The organism is Streptomyces sp. NPDC058663 (genome assembly GCF_042716745.1).
In the GTDB taxonomy this organism is placed as follows: domain Bacteria; phylum Actinomycetota; class Actinomycetes; order Streptomycetales; family Streptomycetaceae; genus Streptomyces.
On the sequence record NZ_JBHXRV010000011.1, the window covers coordinates 20,067 to 35,727 of the forward strand.

The 15,661-nt window shown below is 71.4% G+C and carries 14 protein-coding genes; 8 read left to right on the plus strand and 6 right to left on the minus strand.

All coding sequences use genetic code 11. The annotated features are described in order from the left end of the window. The first annotated feature begins 34 nt into the window (after window positions 1–34). Both ACFWVV_RS10390 and ACFWVV_RS10395 read left to right on the plus strand, forming a co-directional pair. Entirely contained in the window at window positions 35–2,458 is a 2,424-nt protein-coding gene (locus tag ACFWVV_RS10390) for an ATP-binding cassette domain-containing protein (RefSeq protein WP_384345312.1), read from the plus strand. A gap of 126 nt (window positions 2,459–2,584) precedes the next feature. Next, window positions 2,585–3,238, plus strand: coding sequence for a DinB family protein (locus tag ACFWVV_RS10395; protein ID WP_384345314.1), 654 nt, complete (start codon window positions 2,585–2,587; stop codon window positions 3,236–3,238). Window positions 3,239–3,300: 62 nt separating this feature from the next. Here the strand turns inward: ACFWVV_RS10395 and ACFWVV_RS10400 are convergent, their stop codons facing one another. Both ACFWVV_RS10400 and ACFWVV_RS10405 read right to left on the minus strand, forming a co-directional pair. After that, on the minus strand, window positions 3,301–4,155 hold the full coding sequence (locus ACFWVV_RS10400) for a MerR family transcriptional regulator (RefSeq protein ID WP_384345317.1): 855 nt from the start codon (window positions 4,153–4,155) through the stop codon (window positions 3,301–3,303). Window positions 4,156–4,404: 249 nt separating this feature from the next. Continuing rightward, the gene (locus ACFWVV_RS10405) at window positions 4,405–5,301 is read right to left on the minus strand and encodes a DUF2268 domain-containing protein (protein WP_384345319.1); all 897 of its coding nucleotides are present in this window, start codon (window positions 5,299–5,301) and stop codon (window positions 4,405–4,407) included. Window positions 5,302–5,467: 166 nt separating this feature from the next. Between ACFWVV_RS10405 and ACFWVV_RS10410 the strand changes: the two genes are divergently transcribed. Next, window positions 5,468–6,796 (plus strand): phytase, encoded by a 1,329-nt coding sequence (locus ACFWVV_RS10410; RefSeq protein ID WP_384345322.1) that lies wholly within the window; start codon window positions 5,468–5,470, stop codon window positions 6,794–6,796. A gap of 108 nt (window positions 6,797–6,904) precedes the next feature. Here ACFWVV_RS10410 and ACFWVV_RS10415 read toward each other — a convergent pair whose 3' ends face one another. After that, complete coding sequence (locus ACFWVV_RS10415) at window positions 6,905–7,783, minus strand: hypothetical protein (protein ID WP_384345325.1); 879 nt, start codon at window positions 7,781–7,783, stop codon at window positions 6,905–6,907. 150 nt (window positions 7,784–7,933) lie between these two features. Between ACFWVV_RS10415 and ACFWVV_RS10420 the strand changes: the two genes are divergently transcribed. From ACFWVV_RS10420 to ACFWVV_RS10435, 4 genes are all read left to right on the plus strand, one after another. Continuing rightward, entirely contained in the window at window positions 7,934–8,548 is a 615-nt protein-coding gene (locus tag ACFWVV_RS10420; RefSeq protein ID WP_384345328.1) for a TetR/AcrR family transcriptional regulator, read from the plus strand. A gap of 145 nt (window positions 8,549–8,693) precedes the next feature. Beyond that, entirely contained in the window at window positions 8,694–9,338 is a 645-nt protein-coding gene (locus tag ACFWVV_RS10425; protein ID WP_384345330.1) for a dihydrofolate reductase family protein, read from the plus strand. A 178-nt stretch (window positions 9,339–9,516) separates the two neighbouring features. After that, entirely contained in the window at window positions 9,517–10,278 is a 762-nt protein-coding gene (locus ACFWVV_RS10430) for an SDR family NAD(P)-dependent oxidoreductase (RefSeq protein WP_384345332.1), read from the plus strand. Window positions 10,279–10,457: 179 nt separating this feature from the next. Next, a complete protein-coding gene (locus ACFWVV_RS10435; RefSeq protein ID WP_384345335.1) occupies window positions 10,458–11,297 on the plus strand; it encodes a helix-turn-helix transcriptional regulator in 840 nt (279 codons plus the stop codon). An 80-nt stretch (window positions 11,298–11,377) separates the two neighbouring features. Here ACFWVV_RS10435 and ACFWVV_RS10440 read toward each other — a convergent pair whose 3' ends face one another. After that, a complete protein-coding gene (locus ACFWVV_RS10440) occupies window positions 11,378–11,857 on the minus strand; it encodes a VOC family protein (protein WP_384345555.1) in 480 nt (159 codons plus the stop codon). 212 nt (window positions 11,858–12,069) lie between these two features. Between ACFWVV_RS10440 and ACFWVV_RS10445 the strand changes: the two genes are divergently transcribed. Then, window positions 12,070–12,666, plus strand: a complete 597-nt coding sequence (locus tag ACFWVV_RS10445; RefSeq protein WP_384345338.1) for a TetR/AcrR family transcriptional regulator — start codon at window positions 12,070–12,072, stop codon at window positions 12,664–12,666. Window positions 12,667–13,002: 336 nt separating this feature from the next. Here ACFWVV_RS10445 and ACFWVV_RS10450 read toward each other — a convergent pair whose 3' ends face one another. Then, window positions 13,003–14,013: an LCP family protein gene (locus ACFWVV_RS10450; protein WP_384345341.1), complete on the minus strand. Its 1,011-nt coding sequence runs from the start codon at window positions 14,011–14,013 to the stop codon at window positions 13,003–13,005. A gap of 406 nt (window positions 14,014–14,419) precedes the next feature. After that, entirely contained in the window at window positions 14,420–15,637 is a 1,218-nt protein-coding gene (locus ACFWVV_RS10455; protein ID WP_384345344.1) for a VWA-like domain-containing protein, read from the minus strand. Window positions 15,638–15,661 lie beyond the last annotated feature (24 nt).

Consider the following 15,661-nt stretch of genomic DNA (forward strand, 5'->3'; position numbering starts at 1 on the left):
GCGCACACCGGTCCGCACACCCACGGGAGACACGATGAGCAGGGCCAGGAAGACACCGGACGCGCAGCCGACCGCGCAGCGCGCCGCCGACCGCCACGACCTGATCCGGGTGCACGGCGCGCGTGTGAACAACCTCAGGGACGTCAGCATCGAGATCCCCAAGCGCCATCTGACGGTGTTCACCGGTGTCTCCGGCTCCGGCAAGAGCTCGTTGGTCTTCGATACGATCGCCGCCGAGTCGCAGCGGCTGATCAACGAGACGTACAGCTCCTTCGTGCAGGGCTTCATGCCGTCGCAGGCGCGGCCCGAGGTCGACGTCATGGACGGGCTGACGACGGCGATCGTCGTCGACCAGCAGCGGATGGGGTCGGACCCGCGCTCCACGGTCGGCACCGCCACCGACGCCAACGCGATGCTGCGCATCCTCTTCAGCCGGCTCGGCAAGCCGCACATCGGCCCGCCCGGCGCGTACGCCTTCAACGTGCCCTCGGTCCGGGCGAGCGGGGCGATCACCGTCGAGCGCGGCAACAAGAAGACGGTGAAGGCGGCCTTCCAGCGCACCGGCGGCATGTGCACGCGCTGCGAGGGCCGCGGCTCGGTCTCCGACATCGATCTGACCCAGCTGTACGACGCCTCGAAGTCGCTCGCCGAGGGCGCGTTCACCATCCCGGGCTGGAAGTCGGACAGCTTCTTCACGGTGCGGGTCTACGCGGAGTCGGGTCTGCTCGACCCGCACAAGCCGATCGAGAAGTTCACCAAGCGGGAGCTGCAGGACTTCCTCTACCGGGAGCCGACCAAGGTGAAGGTCGAGGGGGTGAACCTGACCTTCGAGGGACTGATCCCCAAGATCCACAAGTCGTTCCTCTCAAAGGACCGCGAGTCGATGCAACCGCACATCCGTGAATTCGTGGACCGTGCGGTCACCTTCACCACCTGCCCCGAGTGCGAAGGCACCCGGCTCACCGCGGAGGCCCGCTCCTCGAAGATCGAGAAGGTGAGCATCGCCGATGCCTGCGCGATGCAGATCAGCGATCTGGCCCAGTGGGTGGGCACCCTGTGCGAGCCGTCCCCGCGCTCGTCCGGCAAGGGGTACGAGGCGGTCGCCCCGCTGCTCGCCGCGCTGCGGCAGACCCTCGACTCCTTCGTGGAGATCGGCCTCGGCTACCTCTCGCTCGACCGCGCGTCCGGCACGCTGTCCGGCGGCGAGGCGCAGCGGGTGAAGATGGTCCGCCACCTCGGCTCCGCGCTCACCGACGTCACCTACGTCTTCGACGAGCCCACCACGGGCCTGCACCCGCACGACATCCAGCGGATGAACAACCTCCTGCTGCGCCTGCGGGACAAGGGCAACACGGTGCTCGTCGTGGAGCACAAACCAGAGACGATCGCCATCGCCGAGCATGTCGTCGACCTCGGCCCCGGGGCCGGAGCGGCGGGCGGCACCGTCTGTTTCGAGGGCACCGTCGAGGAGCTGCGGGCCGCAGACACCGTCACGGGACGCCACTTCGACGACCGGGCCAAGCTGAAGGACGAGGTGCGCGAGCCCACCGGAGCGCTGAAGGTCCGCGGCGCGTCGACGCACAACCTCCAGAACGTCGACGTCGACATCCCGCTCGGCGTGCTCACGGTCGTCACCGGGGTCGCGGGGTCGGGCAAGAGCTCGCTGATCCAGGGTTCGGTGGCGCACCTGGAGGGGGTCGTCCCGGTCGACCAGGGCGCGATCCGCGGCTCGCGGCGCAGCAATCCTGCGACGTACACCGGACTCCTCGACCCGATCCGCAAGGCGTTCGCGAAGGCGAACGATGTCAAGCCGGCGCTCTTCAGTGCCAACTCGGAGGGCGCCTGCCCGAACTGCAACGGCGCGGGCGTCGTCTTCACCGACCTGGGCATGATGGCGGGGGTGTCGACCACCTGCGAGGAGTGCGAGGGCAAGCGGTTCCAGGCGGCGGTACTGGAGTACCGCCTCGGCGGCCTCGACATCAGCGAGGTGCTCGCGATGCCGGTGTCCGAGGCGGCGGAGTTCTTCGGCGAGGGTCCGGCGCGCACTCCGGCCGCGCACCGGATCCTGGAGCGGCTCGCCGACGTCGGACTCGGCTACCTCACCCTCGGACAGCCCCTCACCACGTTGTCCGGCGGCGAACGGCAGCGGCTCAAGCTGGCGACACGCATGGCGGAGAAGGGCGGCGTGTACGTACTCGACGAGCCGACCGCCGGTCTGCACCTCGCCGATGTGGAGCAACTCCTCGGCCTGCTGGACCGGTTGGTCGACTCCGGCAAGTCGGTCGTCGTCATCGAGCACCACCAGGCGGTGATGGCGCACGCGGACTGGATCATCGACCTCGGTCCCGGCGCGGGCCGCGACGGCGGCCTGGTCGTCTTCGAGGGCACGCCCACCGCACTGGTGGCCGACCGCTCGACCCTGACGGGTCAGCACCTGGCGGAGTACGTGGGCGGCTGAAAAACGGGCAACGGGCGGGGGCCCGTACGAGCCGCGGCGGCCGGGTCGGGTCCGCGGCGTGTGCCCCCGCTCGGAGACCTCTCCGCGGTCTGTGCCCCCGCCTCCCGGGGACATAGGCTGCGCTGCATGCCACAGTCAGGAGAAGCCCGCACACCCGTCGGCGGCCGGCACGTCCGTGAGGCCGTCACCCACTGCCTCACCACCCTCGCCGGCGTTCCCGCACCCCAATGGCAGGTGCAGGCGGACGACTTGGAGTGGTCGTGCTGGGAGACCCTGGAACATCTCGCGGACTCCCTTCTCACCTACGCCCTGCGCTTCGGCCTCGCCGGCCCGATGAGCGCGCCGCGAGTTCCCCTGCGGCTCACCCGTGACCGGCCCGCCGGTCCGGCGAACGTCGTCTTCACCGACCCGGAGGCCGGCCCTGAGGGGCTGCTGACGACTGTGGAGGCGTGCGGCGGACTGCTCGCCACGGTCGTCGACACCGCCGACCCCGCCACCCTGGCCCCCCATGTGTTCGGCGCCTCGGATCCGGAGGGGTTCGCGGCCATGGGCATCGTCGAGACCCTCGTCCACACGCACGACGCCGCCCAGGGGCTCGGCCTCGCCCATGAGCCCCCGCGGCACCTTCCCGAACTGGCCCTCGTCCGCCTGTTCCCGGACGTTCCGCTCACCGGCGATCCGTGGCAGGCCCTGTTGTGGGCCACGGGGCGCACCGGCACCGCCGAGCGCCCGCGGCGGGAGAACTGGCGCTGGTACGGGGCCCCGCGCGACGCCGGCTGACCGTGCGCGGGGGCCCGTTCACTTGGAGCCGGTCACTCGAAGTCCGGTCACTCGGAGTCCGGTCACTCCCACTTCGCGGTCCGGGGGTCGATGCCCAGGGACTCGGCGTTCGCGAAGATGACATCGCGCAGCCAGTAGGTCAGGCCCGGTTCCATGGCGTCGAAGTGTTCCGTGTAGCCGGGTTCGGTGACGTACGTGCGCGCGATGCAGACGTGCATGGTGTGCGTGCAGTCGAAGTACCGGGAGATCGAGGCACGGTGGCGTTCGGCGAGGGCGTTCGCCGCTGCGGAGCCGGGGGTGACGCCGGTGCGTTTCGCGGTGGCGAGGTCGCTGTGGACGGCCTCGGTCTCGGCGGTGGTCCGCCGCCAGTCCTCCGGCGTCATCGCTGCGGCCCGCCGCTCGTACTGCGCCCACTGCGCGCTGTCGCCCCAGCGGGCCTCGGCCTCGTCCACCCAGGCGGGCTGCCAGTCGGCGCCGAAGATGTCGACCTGCTCCTGCGGGGTGAGCCGCATGCCGGGCTTCGAGGCCGCCATCATGCGGTCGACGGCGGAGACCATGTCCTGGAGGCGGGCGATGCGGTCGAGCAGCTGGGTGCGCTGGCGGCGCAGGTGCCCGCGCGCGTCGACGTCGGGGGCGTCCAGGACCCGGACGATGTCGGCGAGCGGGAGGCCGATCTCCTTGTAGACGAGGGCCCGGTGGAGCCGGGCGACGTCGTCGCCCGAGTAGACCCGGTGGCCCGCCCAGGTGCGGCCGCTGGGGCGCACCAGGCCGATGGCGTCCCAGTGGTGCAGGGTCTTCACGGTCACGCCGACGAGGGAGGCCGTACGGCCGACGGTGAGGCCGTCCCGGGACGGATCCGCTGCCCCGGAAGACGGGCTGGCGGGGGACGGTTCCTGCGCGGCGGGGCGGTGCGTCATCCCCCCAGTGTCGCAGCCGGGCCAGTGTCGCAGCCGGGCCGCGCCGGGCAGGTACGGTCCTGGCACGTCGGGGGCGGGCCGCGCGCACCCGGGCAGGCGCAGGCCCAGGGCAGGCCGGGCAGGCGCACGCCCGGGGCAGGCCGGGCAGGCGCACGCCGGGCAGGCCCAGGCCCGGCATCGGTGCAGGGTAGGCACGCACGCCGGGCAGGTACGGAACCGGCGCCGGCCGGGCACGCGCAGGCCCAGGGGCTACCTGGGGTTGCGGACGCCTGCGTTCACCAGTACCTCTTCGGCCGGCAGCGCCACGCTGGCCGCCGCGGTCAGTCCGGTGGCCGCCAGGTGGGCGTCGGCGATGCGCAGTCCGGCGGCGTACCCCGCGAAGTCCGGGAGCCCGACGCGCTGTTGGCCGAACATCTCGGCGGTGGCGTCACCGTGGACGTACGCGGTCAGGTTCTGCATGCCGGCCACGTCGATGCCCGCGACGACCTTGTCGTACACCTCGTCGAGTTCCCGCCCCTGGAGCCCGGTCGCCCAGGGACCGAGCGCTCCCTCGCCGAGGAGTTCGCGTACGAACGCCTCGGCGAGGCCCTCGGCGACGACCTGTTCGCCGACCGTGACGGCCTGGGGGTCCCAACGGACGTTGGAATAGCGGACGTTGTGGTGGAGTTCGTGGGCGGCGGCGTGGCCGATGCGGGCCAGGCTCATCTCGTTCGGCCACATCGTGAGGTGGATCGCACCGGGGAAGCCGCCCAGGCCGAAGTAGCCGCCGCTGCGCACCGTCAGGTGGTGGTCGTCGGGGTTGCCGAGCACCAGCACGACGTGCACGGTGTCCGCGGTGCGGGTACCGGCCGGCATCTGCTCGCCCAGCCGCTGGGCCGCAGCGGCGAGGGTGCTCTCGATCTGCTCCCACACCCCCGCCTCCCGCATCTGCCGTACGGCGGCCGCCAATCGCGGGTCCTCCCCGTCGAGCGGGAACCCGCTTCCCGACCGGTGCCCCTCGATCACGTCCATGCCTCCCGCGCCGACGGCGCTCAGGGCTTCCTGGAACGGGGCGAGGATGTCCCGCAGGGCGTCGGGCCTTTCTGCGGGAGGGAGTTGGAGGAGATCGAGCATGGCGGTGGCGGTGTCGTGCACAACAATCTTCATGACCCGGACCGTAGGACCTCCCGTTACGGGAGGAGCAAGCCCGGCGTCCCGGATTCCGGGGAACGGCGCCGAACCGAGCGGCCATCCGGCGTTCACGGCCCCGTACGCCCCGCGTCGCCGACGCCCCCTAACGTCTCGCCCGACCGCAAACCTACCGAGGAGTATCGTGAGCGCTTCCGCTCTGTCCGCGCTGGCCGTCGCCGTCCTCACGGTGACCGGCACCTCCGCCGCTGCCCCTCCCCCTCCCCCGGTGTCCGTCACCGCCCGGGCGGAGACGCCCGCGGTGTACGACGACGAGGCGGGCGGCAACGCCGACGCCGACGACCCGGCCGTCTGGGTCGACCCCTCGGACCCGGGCCGCAGCATCGTCCTCGGCACTCTCAAGGAGGCCGGCCTCGACGTCTACGGTCTCGACGGCCGCCGGCTCCAGCACATCGCCGCCCCGAAGGCACCGGGCACGGACGCCGCCCCGGGCCGCTTCAACAACGTCGACGTGATCTACGGCTTCGAACTCGGCGGCAGGAAGACCGACTTGGCGCTGGTGAGCGACCGCGGACGGGACCGCATACGCGCCTACGCCATCGACCCGAAGGCCGTCGCGGCGGGCCGCCCGCCGCTCAGGGACGTGACGGCGCCCGGCGTCACGCCCGTCTTCGCGGCCGACGAGACGCAGGTGGACGACCAGCGCACGGCGTACGGGCTGAGCGCGTTCACCGACGACGACCGCGCCTACGTGGTCGCCTCGCAGCGGGAGGAAACCCGCATGCGCCTCCTGGAGCTGGAGGACCGGGACGGCCGCGTCGGCTACCGCACGAAGGACACCCTCGACCTCCCCGGCAGCTTCACCCTCCCCAACGGTACGAAGTGGCAGCCGTGCGCCGACCCCGGTGAGCGCCCGCAGGTCGAGGGCATGGCCGTCGACCAGGAGGAGCAGGTGCTGTACGCGGCCCAGGAGGCCGTCGGCCTGTGGCGGGTACGGGTCGAGGACGCGAAGTTCGCCACGCCGAAGCTGCTGGACCGGGTCCGGGAGTACGGGGTGCCGTGGACGTACGACGCGGCCGAGGAGGAGTGCGTGCTCGACAAGGCGAACGACCCCGGCTTCGGCGGCAAGAACCTGTCCGCCGACGCGGAGGGCGTCACCGTCTACCACGCCAAGGACGGCAAGGGCTATGTGCTCGCCTCCAGCCAGGGTGACAACAGCTTCGCCGTGTACGGGCGTGAGGGCCGCAACCCCTACCTCGGCTCCTTCGCCGTCAACGACGGCCCGGCCGCCGACGGCGTACAGCACTCCGACGGCTCCACCGTGGTCAACGTCCCGCTGGGCCGCGCCTTCCCCCAGGGCCTGCTGGTCACCCACGACGGGGAGGCGACTCCGGCCGACGGCGAGCGCGAGGGCACGAACTTCAAGTTCACCCGCTGGGACGAGGTGGCCAAGGCCTTCCCGGCGCCGCTCCTGGTGGACACCAAGTCGTTCGACCCGCGCGACGCGGACTGAGCAACTGACTTGCGCGACCCGGACTGAGTAATCGACCTGCGCGACGCGGACCGGGGGTCGTCGCGGGCCGGGCCCGCGTCCTTCGGCTGTCGGTGAGCGGGTCCGTGCTCACAGGTGGTCGTACGTCATGCCGATGCCCAGGGTGCTCTGCATCGGGAGGATGCCGGTGCCGACGATGTCGAGCACCGGGGGCAGGAGCAGGTCGGCGAGCCTGGCCGTCTCCTCGGGGGTGAGCGCGTCCCAGGGGGCGGCGGCCAGTTCGTCGGTGAGCTTCTCGACGGAGTTGCGGGTGCGCAGCCCCTCGTCCGTGGCCTTGCCGTCGGCCGCCAGCAGGCCGCGGGTGCCCAGGCGTGCGCGGGCCGCCGCCCACTGCTCGCCGCTCCACCGGCGGCTGCTGAAGACCTCCTCCGGTGCCGCTCCGGCGGCGGCGTGCGAGACCAGGGATTCGAGGGGGCCGAGCCCGTGGGCCTGCAGGGCGACGAGGTGTCCGTCGCCGCGGTGTTCGCGCAGGACCGTGGCGGCGTGCCACAGGACCGCGTGGGGGGCGTCGGGCCAGGGCAGTGCGGCGTTCGCGGCAGCCATGGGGCGGCCGGCGGTGTCCGCCGCGAGTGCGGCGCGCCGGGCGAGCCGGGCTGCCTCGTCCAGTTCCGGCGAGGCGATGCGGTCGCCGAGCATCCTGCGCAGGGCGCGGTCCATCGCCGTGCTCCGCGCGGTCAGCACCCGCTCCGGTGCGGCGGTCCGCCAGGCCGGGCCCGCGAAACGCTCCACCATGCGGGGCTCGAAGCTGTGGAAGAGGGAGTTCACCAGCTGGTGCCCCACCGGTCCGAGGGGTGCGGCGCGGTAGGCGAAGTAGGAGGGCCAGCGTTCTTCGGTGGAGTACCCGAGGGCCGCGGCCTCCTCGGCGGCCTCGGGGGCGTAGTAGAGCGTGGCGTGCACCGGCTCCAGCAGCTGCCACAACTGCCGGACCGTGCTCAAGCTGTGCGTCATGACGCTTCCTTCTCTCCGGTGCCGCGCATCGATACGTAACTTGACGATGCCTAGATTGCGCGACGGCGAGTATCTTGTCAATGCCTACTTGTCGGCGACAACTTTCCACTGACTACTTGTCGGCGACTAGACGTCGGCTAGCCTGCTGTCATGGCTTCCACGGGCACCTACCACCACGGCGATCTGCGCCGCTCGCTCCTCTCCACGGCAGTGGAGGTCATCCGGAGCGACGGTGTCGCCGCGATCAGCCTCCGCGACCTGGCCCGCCGTGCCGAGGTCTCGCACGCGGCCCCCGCGCACCACTTCAAGGACAAGGCCGGGCTGCTCACGGCGATCGCCGCCGAGGGCTTCGACCTGCTGGCCGCCGACCTGGCCGAGGCGCCCGCGCAGGGGATGCACCGGCTGCGCGAAATGGGCGTGCGCTACGTGGAGTTCGCGCTCGGCCACCCGGCACACTTCGAGGTGATGTTCCAGCCCCGGCTGCTGCACACCGACGACCCGGAGTTCACCGCCGCCAAGGAGCGCGCCTCCCGCGCGTTGCGCTCGGGCATCGAGGACCTCCCCGCCGCCGGGCACCACTCCGACGACCGCCGTGCGGGACTGGCCGCCTGGTCCCTGGCCCACGGCTTCGCCACTCTCCAGCTCGCCGGGAGCCTCCCGGCCCTGGACGACGACCCCGCCGAAACCTTCCGCACGCTCGTCGGCCGGCTCCCCGCCACGGGCGCACCCACCGACGACCGCGCGGACGCGCTCAGCGACGAATGAGGGCGGGGCCACCGATGACTTCCGCCGTTCCCCGGAGTCTTCCCACTGGTCCCAACGGATCACCACTCCGATCGCACTGACCACGCGTGATCACCACTGATGTTCACGTTGCCGCCCGCCGCTGCCGCACCTTCAGGAGGAACACATGACCCAATTGCTCAAGGTCCAGAACTTCAGCGTTTCCAGTGACGGCATCGGGGCGGGTGAGGACCAGACCCTGGAGCGCCCGTTCGGCCATGTCTCACCCGAGGCGATGTTCGCCTGGGCCGGCGCCACGGCGAGCTGGCCGGGACGCACCGACCCGGGAGGCAGCCGGGGCCTGGACGACTACCTCACCCGGGACTTCTCCCACCACATCGGGGCCGAGATCATGGGCCGCAACAAGTTCGGGCCGCAGCGCGGACCCTGGACCGACCACGAGTGGCAGGGCTGGTGGGGAGACGAACCCCCCTTCCACACCCCGGTGTTCGTCATGACCCACCACCCGCGCCCCTCGTTCACGCTCTCCGACACCACGTTCCACTTCGTGGACGGCGACCCGGCCACGGTCCTTGCGCGGGCGCGGGAGGCCGCGGAGGGCAAGGACGTACGGCTCGGCGGCGGGGTCAGCACCATTCGGCAGTTCCTCGACGCCGATCTGGTCGACACGATGCACGTGGCGGTCTCACCGGTGAAGCTCGGGACCGGGCTGCGGCTCTGGGAGTCACCCGACGAGCTGCGCGACCGTTTCCACCTCGATGTCGTGCCCAGCCCCAGCGGTGTGACGCACCACCTGTTCTGGCGCAAGTGACGCTTTACGGCACTCGGGCGTCGTGATCCGCGGCAGGTCGCTGAAGGGGGGACACACTGTCCCCGGATGAGCTGTGCCTTCCCCCCGTTGGTCCGCCTGCGCAGTCTGGAGACGGCGGTTTTCCCGCTGCGCAGGCGCACAGCACCCGCGCGCCGTGAACCACGACGAGGAGCACAGAATGACTCAGCAGCCGATCGCACTGATCACCGGTGGCAACCGAGGACTGGGCCGGTCCACCGCCCTCAAGCTGGCCGAGGCCGGTACGGACGTCGTCCTGACCTACCGGTCGAACGAGGCCGAGGCCGCCGAGGTCGTGGACGCGGTCGGCGCGCTGGACCGCAAGGCGGTCGCCCTCCAGCTGGACACCACTTCCTTCGAGTCCTTCCCCGCCTTCGCCGAGAACCTGCGCGAGGCGCTGGCCACCACGTGGGGCCGCGACACCTTCGACCACCTGGTCAACAACGCCGGGGTCGCGGCGTTCACCCCGGTCGGTCAGACCACCGTCGAGGCGTTCGACCTCCTGGTGAACGTGCACTTCAAGGGCGTGGTCTTCCTGACCCAGGAGCTGCTGCCCCTGCTTGCCGACGGCGGACGCATCGTGAACCTGTCCACCGGCCTGGCCCGTTTCGCGGGCGAGGGCTTCAGCGTGTACGGCTCGGTCAAGAGCGCGGTCGACACCTACAGCAGGTACCTGGCCAAGGAGCTGGGCGGACGCGGCATCAGCGTGAACACCCTCGCCCCGGGGCCGATCGCCACCGACTTCGGCGGCGGCGCGGTCCGGGACAACGAGGAGATCAACGAATTCTGGGCCGGGAACACCGCGCTCGGCCGCGTCGGCCTGCCCGACGACATCGGCGGCGCGATCGCCGCCCTGCTCTCCCCCGGCACCGGCTGGATCACCGGCCAGCGCATCGAAGCCTCCGGCGGAACCCTGATCTGACCCTCCCGGCGGGTCGCGGTGCGGACCACCACGGCGGCTGCTGGAGTTGGTCCGCACCCGTCACCTCCGCACGGCCGGCACGGGCGCCCGTCACCGCCGTACGGCCGACGTAGCCGCACCCGCCGCTTCCCCCTCACCTCATCCCACGACTACCACGACCCCCACGAAAGGTACGGCTCATGGACCGGGCCCAGCTCGCCGACTTCCTGCGCACCCGGCGCGAGGCCCTGCAGCCCGAGGACGTAGGTCTGCCGCGCGGTCCGCGCCGCCGCTCCCAGGGACTGCGCCGCGAGGAAGTCGCCCTGCTGGCCGGAATGTCCGCCGACTACTACGCACGCATCGAGCAGCAGCGCGGCCCGACCCCCTCCGAGCCGATCCTCGCCTCGGTCGCCCGCGCCCTGCACCTGACGCAGGACGAACGCAACCACCTGTTCGAGGTCGCCGGACACCAGCCCCCCGGCCCTGCCCCTCTGACCGACCACGTCTCGCCGGGAATGATGCGCATCCTGGACCGACTGGCCGACACCCCCGCCCAAGTGATCACCGCACTCGCGGAGGCACTGGTCCAGACCCGGCCGGCGATCGCCCTCGTCGGGGACGACACCCTCCACACCGGACTGGCCCGCAGTCTGATCTACCGCTGGTTCACCGATCCCCTGGCCAGGCGGATCCATCCGGAGGCAGATCACCCGCAGCACAGCCGCGCCTTCACCTCCGATCTGCGCGCCGCCTACACCCGCCAGGGACCGGCCTCCCGGGCGGGCGAGATCACCGACGCGCTGCTGGCCGTCAGCGAAGAGTTCAGCACGCTGTGGGACAAGCACGAGATCGGTGTCCGGCGCCCCGAAAGCAAGCGCTTCACCCACCCCGACCTCGGCCTCCTCGAACTGCAATGCCAGTCCCTGCTCGATCCGGGGCAGGACCAGACCCTCCTGGTCTACACCGCCACCCCCGGCACCGACAGCTACGACAAACTCCAGCTGCTCTCCGTCACCGGGGACCGGCAACCCCACCTGTGACGTACGCCCGCAGCCAGTGACGTAACCCCGCGGCGCCGCAGCGCCCGGAGGCGGGGCAGGGCTAGGACTGCGGGGCGTGGCTAGGACTGCGGGGCGTGGCCGTCGGTGTACTGGGCGCTGTAGTCGCCGGTAGCCGGGACCGGGGTGATCACGTCGATCAGGACGCCGTCCGGGGCCGCGACGATGAAGTGGCGCTGCCCGAACTCCTCCGTCCGCAGGGGGAGGAGCTCCGGCAGACCTGCCCGGCCGACCAGTCTGTCGTGTTCGGCGTCGGCGTCGTCCACCTCGAAGTTCAGCAGGAGGCCGCCCCGGAGCGCGGTGCGGTGGCCCTCGGGGAGGGTCGGATGGGTGTGGTCGAGCAGGGCGAGTTCGTACTGGGGGGCGTCCGGCCGGTGGAGGCTCACGTACCAGTCGGCCTCGAAGGTGACCTCGAAGCCGAAGTGACGGACGTAGAAGTCCCGTGACGCGGCGACGTCACGGGTGGCGATCACCGGGTAGAAGCCGGTGAGCCGGGTGGCCTGTTCCCCCGTCGCCCGCTGCTGGCCCGCTTGCTCCGTCACCGCCGGCTCCGTCACCGACCGCTCCGTCACCGACCGCTCCTTCACCGGCTGCTCCCGTATCGACTGCTCCCGTATCGACTGCTGCCGCATGGCTTGCTCCTGCATCGCTTGCCCTTCTGTCCGCTCGCCTTCGGATTCACATACCCCGGGTATGTGAAGATGGCGCTAGCATACCTGGGGTATGTGAAATGGGAAGGGCGGTGCGGGAGCGCATGGCAGTGACGAGGGCCGCACAACGGGCGGCGACACGGCGGGCGTTGCTGGCGGAGGGGCGTACACGCTTCGCCGCCGAGGGCTATCACGACGTGGTTCTCGCCGAGGTTGCCCGGGGGGCGGGGGTCACCAAGGGAGCGGCGTACCACCACTTCGAGAGCAAAGCGGGGCTCTTCAGGGCCGTGGTCGGCGAAGTGCAGGAGGAGTTGGGCGAGCGGGTCGCGGCCGCCGCCGAGCGGCACGCCGACCCGTGGGAGCAACTACGGGCCGGATGCCGCGCGTTCCTGTCGGCCGGCTCCGATCCGACGGTGCGGCGGATCGTACTCATCGACGCCCCGACCGTACTGGGGTGGGACGAGTGGCGCGCCATGGACGAGGGCTCCTCCGCCCGCCACCTCACCGAGGCACTGGAGTCCCTCGTGGCGGCCGGGATCATCGACGAGCAGCCGGTGGAGCCGCTGGCCCACCTGCTGTCGGGCGCGATGAACGAGGCCGCGCTGTGGCTGGCCCGCTCGGCGCACGGGCAGGAACTGGCGGACACGGAGAGGGCGTTGGACCGGCTGCTCAGCGGCCTGCGGGCCGGGCGCGACGGCTGAGGACGTACGGCGCGGCGACTGGCGGAAACGGTGGCCGACGGGAGTGGCGTGCGGCGGTTTGGCGGGAGCGGCGGCCGGCGGGAATGGCAACCGGCGGGAACAGCGCATGGTGGCCGGCGCGTACGTCGTGCACGGCGCGGCGAGCAGTCGAGGCGTTGCTGCGGCCTGCGCGCCCGGTGTGCGCGGTGCGTCAACCTCGTTCCGGATTCCGGTCCCTTCAGTCCCTTCGGTCCCTGGGCCGGTCCCTCGGCCGGTCCCTCGGTGGAGACGAGGAGGGGGCGGCCCCCGCCCGGGCCGCCCCCTCCTTCTTCGTACCTTTCACCCGTTTCCGGGTGCTCAGCCGCCCTGAGCCTGGACGATCTTGCCGGCGTCGACCTTGTCGCCCGCCGAGTCCTTGGTGACCGAGTCCGGTATCGGCTTGTCCATGCGGAGCGAGAGCCAGAGCAGTTCGGACTGGTCCTTGAGGGGGACGACCCGGTAGGGGTCGATCCTGTCGTAATCGATGGGGAGGGTGATCACCTTCATGTCGTTGGCGCCTATGCCGCTGAGGCTGCTGCCGAAGGACGCCAGGGAGCCGACCGAGTTCAGCTTGGAGTCGGTGGTCAGGGTCTTGGTCGACGCGTCCGCCAGGTCGAACAGCTTCTTCGGGCTGCTGAAGAGGCCGAGTTCCTTGACCTGTTCCATCAGGGCCTTCATGAAGGCCTGCTGGAGTTGGATACGCCCGAGGTCACTGCCGTCGCCCACGGTCTTGCGGGTACGGACCAGACCGAGGGACTGCTCGCCGTTGAGGCGGTGGGTGCCGGGCGGGAGATCGAGGTGGCTCTTGGGGTCCTTGATCGCCTTGTTGGTGGTCATGCTGACCCCGCCGAGGGAGTCGATGATCTCCTTGAAGCCGGAGAAGTCGACCTCCAGGTAGTGGTCCATGCGGATGCCGGACAGCTTCTCCGCCGTCTTCACCGCACAGGCCGGCCCGCCGATCTCGTAGGCGGTGTTGAAGACCTGCCGCTTGGCCTCGGGCCTGATCTTCGTTTGGCCCATGCACTCGGGGCGGGTGACCAGGGTGTCCCGGGGTATCGAGACGACGCTGGCCTTCTCCCCGCCCTTGTGGACGTGCACGATCATCGCGACGTCGGAGCGGGCACTGCCCACGTCCTCGCCGTACTTCTTGTTCTCACCACCACGCGAGTCGGAGCCCAGGACGAGGACGTCCAGCGAGCCGTTGTCCGTCTCCGGCGGCCGGTCGCCGCCCAGCGCCGCGTCGATGTCGACGCTCTTGAGATTGCCGTCGAGCTTGAAGTACATCCAGGTGGCACCGATGCCGCCCACCAGCAGCACCGGGAGCAGCACCCACAGCAGTTTGCCGAACCTGCTGCGCGGTTTGCGCTGTCTGCGCCGGTTTGCGGCCCGCCCGCCGCCTGTCGTCTGTTCCCGTCCGGGATCGGCACGCGCCCTTGAGGGCTGCGCCCGGCGCCCGGAGCCCTGTTTCCTTCTGCTGCCGCCCGATCGCGAACGCCCGCCCCTGCCATGGTCGCCCATGTCCTTCTCAGCTCCTCGTAAATCCCCGTGTACCCCCTGCCGCGGATCGGGGATGGATATTTGTCGACAATTTGTACGCGCCCATTATGGGACGTTGCACGGTCAGACGTTCGAAGGGGGGGAAGGGTTGTACGAGAATTTGTTGCAGTCATGTGTCGCGCGCCACCCCACTGGGCCCCGGCCACCGGCGGGCTCTCCCCGAGGGGCGGCGGGGGCCTCAGCCCAGTTCCACCACCCGCGCCCACTCCGGCGGCCTGTCCGGTACGTAGTCGGGGTCGGACTCGTCCCAGGTCGGGCTGTGGCCGGGCCGGGGGAACAGGCCGACCACCGTCCGGCACGGCGGACGTGAGGAGGGCCACGGCGTCTGGCCGTCGGTGAGGACCACGATCACATCGGGGCGCACCGGGGCCCTGAGCGCCCGTACGAAGCCGGAGCGCAGGTCCGTGCCGCCGCCGCCCATCAGGGGAATTCCCTCCGCCCGGCACAGCGGGTGCGCGATCCCGGCCGCCGCGTCGCACGACACCACCGTGACCAGGTCGCGGCGTCCGCCCACGGCCTTGGCGATCGCGGCGACCTCCAGCAGCGCGCTGCCCAGTTCGGTGTCGCTGACGGAGCCCGAGGTGTCGATGACGACCGTCACCCGGGGCGGTGTACGCAGCAGGCTGGGCAGGACCACCCCGGGCAGTCCGGCCGAGCGGCGGGCGGGCCGCCCGTAGGTGTAGTCGTCGCCGGACCCGGAGCCTGACGCGGCTGCCCTGATCGCCGCGCCCAGCAGCTCACGCCAGGGCTGCGGCGGGTGGAAAGCCTCCTTGGCCCAGCGCCGCCACCCCTCGGGGGTGTCCCCGGGGCGGCCCTTGATGCCCTGCGCCACCCGGAAGCGGACGGCGTCCCGCTGCTGCCGGCTGAGGGCGCGCGCCCCATCCGGGCCGAGGTCCCACTCCCGTGCCCGGCCGTCCGCGCCGCTTCCGCAGTCCAGCCAGGCCAGCCCCTGCGTGCGCGGGCCGAGCCGGAACTGGTGCAGATAGTCCTCCATGAGCTCTCCCGCCGGGAGCCCCAGCATCGCCGGATGGACCGCTCCCTCCGGCTTGACCAGTCCGTCTCCGAACGCGTCGTCGTTGATCTCGCAGTCCGCGGCGATGTTCATCCGCAGCCGCTCCCCGGGACCCCTCAGACCACGTTGCGCGGCGACCCGTTCGCCGCGCCCGTGGTGGTCGCGGAGCAGGTGCGACACCTCGTGCACCCACACACTGGCGAGTTCCTCCTCCGGCGTGGACCGCACGAACCCCGGCGAGACGTACATCCGCCAGTGCGCGTCGACCGCCATCGTCGGCACCGCCCGGTCTTCGACGACGTGCAGGGCGAAGAGCGCCGTCGCCAGATAGGGCCGTGCTCGGGCTGCCTGCAGCCGGGCCGCGTACAGCTTGTCGTGGTCCATCGCGAGGGGTACGGGGCGGGGCCG